Source organism: Amycolatopsis sp. NPDC104863 (genome assembly GCF_055582965.1).
Genome location: NZ_JBVJOW010000004.1, coordinates 624,915 through 636,587 on the forward strand (window position 1 = coordinate 624,915; position 11,673 = coordinate 636,587).

At 71.4% G+C, this 11,673-nt stretch carries 11 protein-coding genes; 4 read left to right on the top strand and 7 right to left on the bottom strand.

What is annotated here, in order from left to right; translation table 11 throughout:
- The first annotated feature begins 11 nt into the window (after positions 1-11).
- The 3 genes from ACZ63J_RS24580 (at position 12) to ACZ63J_RS24590 (ending at position 4,525) form a co-directional block, all read left to right on the top strand.
- Positions 12-398, top strand: a complete 387-nt coding sequence (locus ACZ63J_RS24580; protein ID WP_465301683.1) for an ectoine synthase — start codon at positions 12-14, stop codon at positions 396-398.
- 30 nt (positions 399-428) lie between these two features.
- Complete coding sequence (thpD, locus tag ACZ63J_RS24585; RefSeq protein WP_465405381.1) at positions 429-1,331, top strand: ectoine hydroxylase; 903 nt, start codon at positions 429-431, stop codon at positions 1,329-1,331.
- Between the two features lie 416 nt (positions 1,332-1,747).
- Positions 1,748-4,525, top strand: a complete 2,778-nt coding sequence (locus ACZ63J_RS24590) for an AfsR/SARP family transcriptional regulator (protein ID WP_465405383.1) — start codon at positions 1,748-1,750, stop codon at positions 4,523-4,525.
- 309 nt (positions 4,526-4,834) lie between these two features.
- Here ACZ63J_RS24590 and ACZ63J_RS24595 read toward each other — a convergent pair whose 3' ends face one another.
- From ACZ63J_RS24595 to ACZ63J_RS24620, 6 genes are all read right to left on the bottom strand, one after another.
- Positions 4,835-5,500, bottom strand: coding sequence for a DUF4190 domain-containing protein (locus ACZ63J_RS24595; RefSeq protein WP_465405385.1), 666 nt, complete (start codon positions 5,498-5,500; stop codon positions 4,835-4,837).
- Positions 5,501-5,751: 251 nt separating this feature from the next.
- A complete protein-coding gene (locus ACZ63J_RS24600) occupies positions 5,752-6,636 on the bottom strand; it encodes a hypothetical protein (protein ID WP_465405387.1) in 885 nt (294 codons plus the stop codon).
- Complete coding sequence (locus tag ACZ63J_RS24605; protein WP_395920886.1) at positions 6,633-7,109, bottom strand: DUF6932 family protein; 477 nt, start codon at positions 7,107-7,109, stop codon at positions 6,633-6,635. Before ACZ63J_RS24605 ends, ACZ63J_RS24600 begins: the two co-directional genes overlap by 4 nt.
- A gap of 57 nt (positions 7,110-7,166) precedes the next feature.
- Complete coding sequence (locus ACZ63J_RS24610; protein ID WP_465301693.1) at positions 7,167-7,559, bottom strand: hypothetical protein; 393 nt, start codon at positions 7,557-7,559, stop codon at positions 7,167-7,169.
- A gap of 12 nt (positions 7,560-7,571) precedes the next feature.
- Positions 7,572-8,306 carry an OmpA family protein gene (locus tag ACZ63J_RS24615; RefSeq protein ID WP_465405389.1) on the bottom strand — a complete coding sequence of 245 codons (735 nt, stop codon included), beginning with the start codon at positions 8,304-8,306 and terminating at the stop codon, positions 7,572-7,574.
- Between the two features lie 531 nt (positions 8,307-8,837).
- Positions 8,838-9,650, bottom strand: coding sequence for an SGNH/GDSL hydrolase family protein (locus ACZ63J_RS24620; protein WP_465405390.1), 813 nt, complete (start codon positions 9,648-9,650; stop codon positions 8,838-8,840).
- Between the two features lie 263 nt (positions 9,651-9,913).
- On the opposite strand from ACZ63J_RS24620, the gene ACZ63J_RS24625 reads away from it, so the two are divergent.
- Entirely contained in the window at positions 9,914-10,576 is a 663-nt protein-coding gene (locus tag ACZ63J_RS24625; RefSeq protein WP_465342585.1) for a DUF3159 domain-containing protein, read from the top strand.
- 101 nt (positions 10,577-10,677) lie between these two features.
- Here the strand turns inward: ACZ63J_RS24625 and ACZ63J_RS24630 are convergent, their stop codons facing one another.
- Positions 10,678-11,640, bottom strand: a complete 963-nt coding sequence (locus ACZ63J_RS24630; RefSeq protein ID WP_465439637.1) for an N-acetylglucosamine kinase — start codon at positions 11,638-11,640, stop codon at positions 10,678-10,680.
- Between the last annotated feature and the right edge of the window lie 33 nt (positions 11,641-11,673).

Genomic DNA, 11,673 nt, shown 5'->3' on the forward strand with positions numbered 1-11,673 from the left:
GAGCCACGCCCGTGCTCGTTCGCACACTCGACGAGATCACCGACACCGACGCCGACATCAAGACCGAGAACTGGCGCAGCAAGCGGATCATCCTCGCCAAGGAGGGCGTCGGCTTCTCGGTGCACGAGACCACGCTGTACGCGGGGACGGTCAACGACTTCTGGTACGCGAACCACATCGAGGCGGTGTTCATCACCTCCGGCGAGGGCGAGATCGAAGACCTCGCCACCGGTGAGGTGCACCAGCTCAAGCCGGGGACGCTGTACCTGCTCAACGACCACGACAAGCACCAGGTCCGGCCGAAGACCGAGATCAAGTGCGTCTGCGTGTTCAACCCCCCGGTGACCGGGCGCGAGGTCCACGACGAGAACGGCGTGTACCCGCTCGTCACCGAGTAAGAACCGGAGAGGAAACAGGAGGCGAAGCCCGTGACGCTGATGGACACCCGGGTCGACGACGGTTACCCGACCCGGATCACCGGTACGCCGGCGCACCTGCCGCGCGTGCACCCCACGGTGTGGGGTACCGAAGCCGACGGCCCGATCGACGGCGCGACGCTGGCGAACCACGAGACCAACGGCTACACCGTGGTCGACGACATGCTCTCGGTGGGCGAGGTCCAGGCGTACTGGCAGGAGCTGGTGCGGCTGTCGTCCGACCGCGAGCTCGCCCGCGACGAGCGGGTGATCACCGAGGCGAAGACCGGTGAGGTCCGGTCGATCTTCGACGTCCACGTGATCTCGGACCTGATCTCGGAACTGGTGCTCGACCCGCGCGTGCTGGACCGGGCGCGTCAGCTGCTCGGTTCGGACGTCTACGTGCACCAGAGCCGCGTCAACTACATGCCGGGGTTCAAGGGCACCGGGTTCTACTGGCACTCGGACTTCGAGACCTGGCACGCGGAGGACGGCATGCCGGCCCCGCGCGCGGTCAGCTGCTCCATCGCGCTGACGGACAACTACCCGTTCAACGGCGGCCTGATGATCATGCCGGGCTCGCACCGGACGTTCGTCCAGTGCGCCGGGGAGACGCCGGACGAGAACTACAAGGCCTCGCTCAAGGACCAGCGGGTGGGCGTGCCCAACGAGGACGACATCACGAAGATGGCGGCCGAGTACGGCATCGACCAGTTCACCGGCCAGGCGGGCTCGGCCCTGTGGTTCGACTCGAACATCATGCACGGCTCCGGCAACAACATCACCCCGTACCCGCGCTCGAACATCTTCCTGGTGTTCAACAGCGTGGAAAACGCCCTGGAGCAGCCGTACGCGGCGAGCGCCCCGCGGCCCGCGTTCATCGCCGGCCGCGATTCGACCCCGATCTCGCGCTAACTGTCACAGCCCGGCGGTGACTGATCCGGTGCGCTTTGTTACCGTGTCGCCACCGCGCGGGCGTGTGGCCCGCGCGACAGACGTCTTCGCGGACGATCGGCGGGTGCTTCGCTCGGGGTGAGCTCACCCGCCCGGTCGCCTGTGAAGACGACGGGTGGACCGCGCCCCCTGGCGGCCCGGCCGGGAGATTCAGCACGACCCCGCACCAGCGGATCGGGACCGATGGTGCGGGGTCGTGTCATACCCGGGTCCCGGTGGAAGCCGCACCCTTCGCCCGCCTCCGCTGCGAAATCCGCAGAACCACCAAAACAGCTGGTACCGGCCCTGCTCGACAACCGGTGACCACGGTAGGTTGACCTCCCCGGCGAGGGAGACGCCGGCCGACGACCGTGGACCCCGGGGAGGTGGGCGCGAGCATGGCCGAAACCCGGTTGCAGCTGCTCGGGCCCGTGCAGCTCTTCCACGGTGACGACCCCGTCCCGATCGGCGGCCCCGGCGTCCGCGGCCTGCTCGCGCTGCTCGCCCTCAAGCCCGGCAAGGTCGTCGGGCTCGACGACATCATCGACGCGCTCTGGGGCCACAACCCGCCCGCGACGGCGCGGACCATCGTCCACGGCAACGTCTCCCACCTGCGGCGGATCCTGCGTGAGGTCGACGGCCTGAGCATCCTCACCACCCCGCCGGGCTACCGCCTCGACGTCGAGGCCGACCGGATCGACGTCCACCGGGCGCGCACCCTGCTCGACCGCGCGTCGGTCGCCACGCCCGAGACCGCCGCCCCGTTGCTGGCCGAGGCGCTCGCGCTGTGGCAGGGTCCCGCGCTCGGCGGGGTGCCCGACTCCTTGCAGGCGCCCGAACTCGAAGACCTCCGCCTGGCCGTGCACGGCGCCCGCGTCGACGCCGACCTCGGGCTCGGGCGGCACGCCGAGCTGATCGTCGAGCTCAGCCCGATCGTCCGGGCCGACCCGCTGGCCGAGCGGACCGCGGGCCAGCTGATGCGCGCGCTGTACCACGCCGGCCGCCGCGGTGACGCGCTCGAGCTGTACCGGACCGTCTCCCGCGCGACGCTCCGCACCCTCGGGGTCGAGCCCGGCGCCGAGCTGCGCTGGCTCCACGAGCGCGTCCTCAACGACGACCTTCCCGAGCTTTCACGTGAAAGCTCCCACCTGGGGCCGGAGCTTTCCCGTGAAAGCTCGGTGGCGGACGAGCGGGGGCAGCCGGTTTCGCAGCTGCCCGCCGCGGTGCCGAGCCTGGCCGGGCGCACCGAGGAGCTGGCCTGGCTCGACGACCTCGTCACCCGCGCCGAGGCCGGGGAAACCACGATCGCCGTGGTCACCGGTACCGCCGGGGTCGGAAAGAGCACGCTGGTCGTCTGGTGGGCGCACCGCGTCGCGCGGCGGTTCCCGGACGGCGTCCTGTTCGCGTCGCTGCGCGGCTTCGACCCGCACCACCCTCCGCTGGAGCCCGCGGAGCTGCTCACGCAGTTCCTGCTCGGCCTGGGCGTCGAAACCGCGAAGATCCCGGAGCTGCTTCACGAGCGCGTCGCGCTGTACCGGTCGCTGATCGCCGGACGGCGGATGCTCGTGCTGCTCGACGACGCCCGCACCGCCGAGCAGGTCCGCCCGCTCCTGCCGCCGAGCGCGCGCACGATGACCGTGGTGACCAGCCGCTCGCGCCTCGACGGGCTCGCCGTGTCGAACGCGGCCCGGCGGCGCGTCCTCGGCACGCTCGCGCCCGACGACGCCGTGCGGCTCATCGAAGAGCTGGCCGGCCCGGCCGCCCTCAACCACGCCCTCGCGCGGCTCTGCGGGTACCTCCCGCTCGCGCTCCGCATCGCGGGCGCCCGGCTCTCGGCGAGCGCGCAACGCACGGCCGAAGAGCTGGTCGACGAGCTCGGCAACGAACGCACCCGGCTGGCCGGGCTGCAGGTCGACGGTGCCGAAGACGGTGTCCGCGCGGCCTTCGACGTCTCCTTCCGCGGCCTGCCCGGCGAGATCGCGGAGACGTTCCTGCAGCTGGGCGCCGTGCCCGGGGTGCTGGTCGGGCCGCACGTGATGGCCGCGGTCGCGCAGATCCCGGTCGCCGAAGCCCGGCGGCGGCTGCGCGCGCTGGCCGCGCACAACCTCATCGCCGAGACCGCTCGCGACGTCTTCGTCCCGCACGACCTCGTCTGGCTCTACCTCCGCGAACTCGCGGAGCAGGAGCTCGGTGAGAAGGAACGCGAGGACGCGCTCGGCTGGACGATCCGCTACTACCAGGCGGCGGCCGACCGCGCCCGGCGCCGGCTGGGCCCGGTCGCCGACCCGCTCGACTTCTCCGGGGTGCTCGCCGACGACGCGATGCCGCCGCTGACCGGGTTCGCCGAGGCGCAGGACTGGTTCGCCGCCGAGTGGCCGAACCTCCTCGCGGTGCTCGACGCCGCGTACACCGCGGGCCGCCACGACGACGTCTGGCGGCTGGCCCGGCTCGGGCACAGCTACCGCGTCGCCTGCCCGCTGCTGGACGAGTGGCTCCGCATGGCCGACCTGGGCGTCGCCGCCGCCGAAGCCGCGGACGACGTCGAGGGGCAGTGCTGGCTGCGGCTCGCGCGGTGCGAGATCGCGCTGACCTTCGAACTGCCGGGCTACGGCCTGGCCGACGCCGAACGCGCGGCGCGGCTGGCCGCCGGGAGCACCGACGAGCGGCTGGTCACCTCGGCCGACCTGCACCTCGGCCGCGCGCTGAGCCGGCTCGGCGAGCACGACCAGGCCATCGAGCGGCTCGCGAAGGCCGCGGCCGCCGCCGGCGACGTCACGTTGCGCGGGCAGGCGCTCAGCAGCTGCGCGCAGGCGGAGAAGCGGGCGGGCCGGCTGACCGACGCCATCACCCACCAGCTCGCCGGCCTGGCGATCGACCGCGAACTGGGTGACGACGACCGGGTGGTCGTCTCACTCGACAAGCTGGCCGAGCTCTGCCTGCGCACGGGCGACCACTCCGCGGCCGAGCGGCACGTCTGGGAGGCGATCGACCTCGCGATCAGCCGCGAGTTCGTCGCGCGCGAGGGCGCGCTGCGGCTGACCCTGGGCCGGGTGCTGCGGGCCGAGGGCGACCTCGACGGCGCCCGCGAACAACTCGCGTTGTCGGTGCGCATTTACGAGCGCGTGCACCCGAAGCTCGTCGGCGAGGTCCGCACCGAGCTCGCCGAACTGCAGTGACGTATTCGCGGCCCATTCGAACTGTGCCGGCGCGGTCGCGATGATCCGGATTCCGGTGGTGCGACCTTCGGTTGCGAATGGGTCACGGCCCGGCCCGCACCGGACAATCCTTAGTGGATTCTTAGTGCCCGCGGGCGGCGTCCGCGTAGGTTCGGCGGTGCCGGCAGAGCCCTAGGGGAGGGGCAGGCTGAGACGCCGGTGCCGGGCCCCGCGCGGGAAACCGCGACGGGGCCGGGAGCCGCCAGGAGCGGCTCGTGGCGGCCCGGCCGGCCGAGATGGGGGTAGGCGGCCGGTCGCCAGGCGCGCGGCTCAGCTCACGTTGGCCGTGCAGAGCGCGATCGTCGTCCCGCTGTTTTCCGCGACCTTCTTGCCGTCGATCAGAATGGCGCAGGCGATTTCGTTGTTGGTCTGCGAATTCCGGGTGTCCGCGGTGAGCGTCAAAAGGTACGAACCATTGTTGTAGGACGCTTCGCCCTGCCACGCGTCGGTGCTCGCGGGGGCGTTTTCGGTGCGCTGGTCGGAGAGGCTGCCGTAACGGACGGTCGCGCCGCCGGAGGCGGTGACCTCGAAGACCACGGAGTGCTTGTCGGTGGCCACGGCCGGCAGGTGCAGCCCGGCCTCGCCGCCGCCGAGGAAGGTCGAGTACAGCAGCATCCCGGCCGCCGCGAGCAGCGCCACGACCGAGACCGCGGTGCCCGTGATCGCCAGCCCGCGGTCGCCCACGGTGCCCTTCTTGACCTGGACCAACCCGGTGATCGCCAGGATCAGGCCGAGCCCGCCCAGCGGCCACGCGACATAGTCGACGTCCGGGACGAACGTGACGGCCAGCGCGGCCAACCCGAGCACGAGGCCGACGATCGCCAGGATGTTCCGGCCGGGCTTCGCATTCGCTTGCCGCCGTTCGGTCGCCGTCACCGGCGGCGCCGGCCGGCCGTGACGCGCAGCGGTGGGCGGGTACTGCGGGTCGGTCATCATGCAAGCCCCTTCGGGTGGGAGTGCGACGACGTTAACCCATAAGCGTGGTCCAGGACGAAATTGTTACATTCTGGAAAAAGTCATTGTCCCACCGTTTTGCGCCGGGTATCGGTATTTCCTGACATCGTGCGCAGGGTGTGGCCCGGTGATCAATGGAAAGAATATCGGAGTTCCCACTGTTCGATACCGCCACGGAGCCTACGACGAGTGTCGGCACGGTTGCCCACAGCGAAAGTCGTGAATCGGACTTGTCAGTCGAAAAGACTCACTTCGGGCGTGATTTCGAGGAGTTCGAAAACCGGGCGGCCGCGGCGGCCGTCGATCGTCGTCGTCCGCACGACGCGCAGCCGCGCGGTCACCGGGCGGTCGAGGTTCTCCTTGATCTCGTCGAGCAGGTCCGGCGCCACCGCGCCCTGGATGGTCCCGCTCGACTCGCGGTCGAGGTAGAAGATGCGCCGCCGCGTGCGGACGCCGTCGAGCCGCCCGCGCACCGTCTCGTAGCCGACCTCTTCGCGGGACTCCCGGAGGCTGCCCTGCAGGATCCGGGCCTGCTCGGTGGTCATGCTGCGGGTGACCTGCTCACCGGCGGTCGGCGTCAGCGCCATCCCGATGCCGGCGTTCTTCGCGACGGCGTTGACGATGTCGCTCACGGCGTTGCGGACGGTGTCGCGCTGCAGCAGCACGGCGTCGAGCGCGCCGTCGTCCGAGCCGTTCGCCGGCAGGAAGTCGCAGAGCTCCTTGACCGCGCGCTCGGAGAGCGTCTCGATGCCGTCGACGATCAGCGCGTCGTCGGAGACGTCGAGCTCGGGGAAGCCGAAGAAGATCGCGTTGCCCGCCTGGCCGCGCTGGATCAGCGGCGCCTTGTCGCGGTCGGCCTGCTGGACGATCGTGACCTCACCGGACGGGTTCCGGATGATGTGCCCGATCTTCGCGGTCGCGTCCTGCAGCGCGCGGCTGATGTCGGAGAAGGTGTAGGCGTCGATGCTCTGTTCACCGATCACCGAGACGTGCAGCAGCGGTGAGCGGGACGTCCGCTCGAACTTGGCGTTCGCCGCCATCGCCGACGCGCGCGCGAGGTCGTCGAGCCACGTGCCGCCGGGGATCTCGTCGGCGATGCGCCGGAACTCGTTCCTCACCAGATCATCTCCGGGTAGCCCCTGCCGCCTTCGGCCCAGACCTCGGCCCACACGTCTTCGTCGCCGGGGCGGCACAGGAAGCCGTCCAGCATGCCGCCGACCGGCTGCACCTGGTCGAGGTACATCGCGGGCTGCCCGACGATGACGCCGCGCAGCGTGAGCAGGCCGTAGAGCGCCGACCGCCCGGCGTCGTCGAGCCGCTTGAGCGCGCCCCATTCGTCCGGGATGAGGACGACGTCGAGGCTGCGCGGCGGGTGGGCGGTCCGGGTGATGAGCTCGCCGCCGATCCACGCCCGGCCGGTCGGCATGATCCGCCGGGCGACACCGAGGTAGCTGTTGAGCGCGCTGAAGAGGATCTCGCGGTCGTTCTGGTGCGGGGCGTCGAACACGAGGCGTTCGTAGACGTCGGCGAGGTCGCCCGCGTGGCGCCCCGGCGGCAGGACCTGCTGCGACGTCCAATGGGGGAGCGCCACGTCACCCCCTCCTCAGCCCTCGCTCACAGTGCGTAGCCGAATTTACCAGGATGGGTGTCAGCCGCCGCGCCCAGGCTGCTGCGGCCACCGCGGAGTGGCCTCCTCGGTCTCGGGCCAAGCCGGTTCTTCTTCGGTGGGCCAGTCTTCGGCCTGCGCGCCACGCTGTGGAGGCAGCGGCAGCCGTCCCTCGCGGTGGCCGTCGGGCTCCTCGTCCTCGTCTTCGAACCGGTGGTCCTCGGGCCGCTCGGCCTGCGTCCAGGCGGCGGGGATGAACTGCGTCTGCTCGGCGGCGAGCGGCTCGGGCTCGTACTCGGGTTCGTAGGGTTCAGCCGCGGGTTGTGGAGCGGACCTGGGGCGCTGCGCGGCGCGCAGCACGAGCCACGAGGTGAGGGCGCCGAGCACGAAGGCGATGACCAGCCACAGCCAGATCTGCCCGAACAGCCACACCATCCGCCATCACCCCTAAACGACCGTGATCTCGACGCGCCGGTCTTCGTCGCCGCCGCCCGCGGGCCGGGTGTCGCCCAGCCCCCGGGAGGTCACGCGCTTGGTCGTCAGTCCGTTGGTGGTGAGGATCCGCGTGACGGCCTTGGCACGGTCCCGGGAAAGCTTCAGTGCGCCGCTCGCGCTGCCGGACCCGCGGGCGGCGTGCCCGGTGACGCGGTACCGGAAGGTCTCGGGCGACTTGGTGAGGGCGACGGCGACGCTCCGGGCGGCCTGCTCCCCTTCGGGCGTGAGCCGGGCGGTGTCCGGCACGAAGGTGATCGGCGCCTCGGCGAGCATCCGGTCGATCTCGGCTTGCACACCGGCCTTGTCGGTGGGCGGCGGTGGTGCGGCCGGCTGCGTCGATGGTGCGGTCGGCTGTGCCGTGGTGCTGGGTGGCTTTGTCGGGCTCGGGCTCGGTGCTACGGGCGTGATGTCCCCTTCGAGCTTGGCGGCGCGGACACCGTCGACGCTCTGGACGACTTCGAGGGCGCGGAGGGCCTGACCGGGCGGGAAGCCGCTGAGGGTGGCGTCCCGGCCGTCGAAGCTGAGGGTGCCCGGCGGAAGACCGGCGGCGGCGAGCGCGCTTTCGGTCTTCGCCGTGAGGTCCCGCTGGATGCGCCCGGCTTGCGCCCAGGTCGCTACCCCCGCCAGCAGCGCCGTGACCAGCACCGCGATCGGGAGCATGAGGATCCAGCGCCGACCACCGGACATAAGGGGACTGTAAGCCGGGCGGAGCGGGTTGGCGAGCCGGGGAAGAGTGGTGGTCCACAAGTTGTCCCCAGGCAAGTCGACATGTGGACAACTGCGGCTGCGGTGGTCGGTTCGGCACGGTGCGTGAGAGGGGGCCGGTATGCTGGACTGGGGCTGGCCCCCAGGGAGCGGCGGGCGATGTCTGGGGCTGGGGCGAGTGTCGCAAAAGGGTCATTCGGGACGCCTGGCTTCCCCAGTGATCCACTGGCGACTTACGTCCGGGCCCGAGCGCGCGGGAACGTGTCACGGCCGCCGGGATATCTGGCGAGCTCCGGAGTTCGGTCCCCGATGCTGGTGCATGCCGTCCAGGACCGTGCCGAGCGCGGCGACCTCCGCTGCGCCGAGCCAGCCTCCAGGGAGCGGTGGGCGATTTCTGCGGCGCGGCTGCGCACAAAGATGAAGGCCGCCCCGGAACCGAGGTTCCTCGGGCGACCTTCTTTGCAGCCCGAACCGAGATTCCTCAGGCGGCCGTCCGCGCAGCCACCGGAAACCTCAGCTGGCCTGCTGCCGAGCGTTGTCCGGCACTTCCAGCACATCCAACGGCAACAACGGCGCCAACTCCGGCCGCTTCGGCGAAAGCCCGTCACCCATCGACTCGCCCCTCAGCTGCCGGCGGATCCACGGCAGCAGGTGCACCTTCGTCCACGTCAGATCCGACCGCCGCGAGTCGATCCAGCGGGACGGCACCGCCTCCGACGGCCACGGCTCGCGCCAGTCGCTCTCCACCGGGATCCCCAGGACCTCCGCGGACTTCAACGCGATCCGGCGATGCGCCTCCGACGAAAAATGCAGCCGGTCGTCGCTCCAAGCGCGGCGGTCGTGCAGCGGGCCCATTGCCCACAGGTCGACCATGCGCGCTCCGTGGCGCTCGGCGATTGCCCACAAGTGGGTGTTGTAGATCGCCACCTTGCCGCGCAGGACCGACATCACCGACAGGACCTTGGTGTCCGGGCCGTTGAACATCAGTACCGGGATACCCGCCTCGCGCAGCTTCGCGACGCCCTCCTCCAGGCGCTCCGCGACCGCGTCGACGTCCGCGCCCGGGACGATGATGTCGTTGCCGCCGGCGCAGAGCGTGACCAGGTCGGGCTTCAGCTCCAGGGCGATCGGCAGCTGCTCGTCGAGGATCTCGTCGAGCATCTTGCCCCGCAGGGACAGGTTCGCGTACTGGAAGTCGGGCCGCCCGGCCGCCAGGATCTCCGCCAGCCGGTCGGCCCAGCCCCGGAAGGAGCCGTCCGGCAGCGCGTCGTTGAGCCCCTCGGTGAAGCTGTCACCGAGCGCCACGTAACTGTCGATTCCGTACACGTTGGGTCCCCTTCCCATCCAGCGACGACACCCCGACATGTAGTTGTACACCACAACTAACCATCTGGCCGCACCCCCACGGCCCCTCGGGTTCAGCCTGCGGTAACAGTGTCTTATCTTGTCGGCCTTCTGCGCTTCTGTATTACGCAGTCTTCACCTTCGCTATGCCGTGAAACAGCACACTCGGAGGTAAACCCGGCACCTGATGTGGCGAAAATCTCCCTGGATGCGGCCGGACGGGGCCGATCCGGCACGCTGGACACGTGTCCGGAGAACCCCGTGAGTCGCTCGCGCAGATCCTCGGCGGCCGCCGGGGCGCGCTCGACGCCAGCATCCCGCCCGTCGGTTTTGTCGCCGGCTGGCTCATCGCCGGTCAGTCCACCGCGTGGGGCGCCGGGGCGGCCATCGCCGTGGCCGTCGTGCTCGGGATCTACCGGATCGCGCGCGGCGGGAAGGTCCGGGCGCTGGTCGTCAGCCTCGCCGCCGTCGTCGCGGCCGCGCTGATCGCCCTGCACACCGGCCGCGCCCAGGACTTCTTCCTGCTGCAGCTGATGTCCAATGTGGCCAGCGCGCTGCTCTGGGCGGCCAGCATCGTCGTCCGCTGGCCGCTGCTCGGCGTGGTCGTCGGCCTGGTGCTCGGCCAGAAGGCGCGCTGGCGCCGCGACCCGGTGCTGCTGAAGGCGTATTCACGGGCCAGCTGGGTGTGGGTGTTCGGCCAGTACACGCTGCGCGTGGTCGTCTACGGCCTGCTGTGGTGGTCCGGCCAGGTGCTCGCGCTCGGGGTCGCTCGCACGGTGCTCTCGTGGCCCTTGGTCGCGTTGACCGTCGCGGTGAGCGGCTGGGTGCTCTACCGGGCGTTGCCGCCGGAGCACCCGGGGTTGCGCCTCGCTCCCGAACCCGCCCCGGACGACGTACCCAGGACATAAGGCGGCCCCCGGCGAGGGGGGAGGGTCCGGGGGCCAACGCCTACGGTACCCGGCCTACCCGGGTTCAGTCGACGTTTTGACGTCTTCGCGCCGCGTTTTGCTCAATTTTCTCCCGGCCCGGGTCGGGGCGCCCCCTCGCCGAACGCGTCGACGGCGGCGAGCCACGCCGCGCCCAGCACCCCATCGGAGCTGGTCAGCACCTCGAGGCCGGACAATCCGCGGCGCACCAGCGCACCCACCGGACTGTCGCCGGTGAGCACCGAACCGACCAGGACAACCGGGGTCGACTCGCCGGGTTCGCGCGCGGCGAGGGCGTTTTCGACGAGCAGCGCCGCCGCGCGGGTGACGATCCCGGTCGCCGCGGGCTCGCCGGCGTCGTGCGCCGCGCTCACCAGCGGGGCGAACCGGGCGAGCCGGACCGGCGCTTCGGCGTTGGCCGCCGTGATCACCGCGCGGGACGCCGCCAGCCGCTGCGCGTCGGTCCGGACGTCCAAACCGGACGGACCGAGCGCGGCGCCGAGCACCGCGGTCGGCAGGCCGTCGAGGGGGAGGCCGCGCCCGAGAGCCTCCAAAGTGGAACGAACGGCTTCGCGGCCGAGCCAGAACGCCGACCCCTCGTCGCCGAGGAGCCAGCCGTACCCACCCGCGGTGCCGGCCAGCCGGCGTTTCCGGATCCGGCCCGCGATGGAACCGGTGCCGGCGACGAGCACGGTCCCGTCCGGCGCCGACGTCGCGGACGCGTAAGCCACTTCGGCGTCGGCCACGACCCGCACGGCGGTGAGTCCTGCTCGCACCCACGCCGCGTCGAACACCGCCGCCACGCGCACGTCGCTGAGCTTGCTGACCCCGGCCATGCCGACGACGCACGCGCGCACGTCGCGCGGGTCGTGCGCGCCCAGCGCCGCGGTGATCGTCTCGGCGATCCGGCCCGCGGCGACCTCGGGGGTGTGCGCGTTGGGGTTGGCGCCGTCGCCACGCCCGGTGCCGAGCACGACGCCGGCGGCGTCGACCAGTGCGGCCCCGGTTGCCGCCTTGCCGACGTTTACACCCACTACAAAAACCACCCCCTCTTTGTCCCCGTCACCCGGACGCTCTGG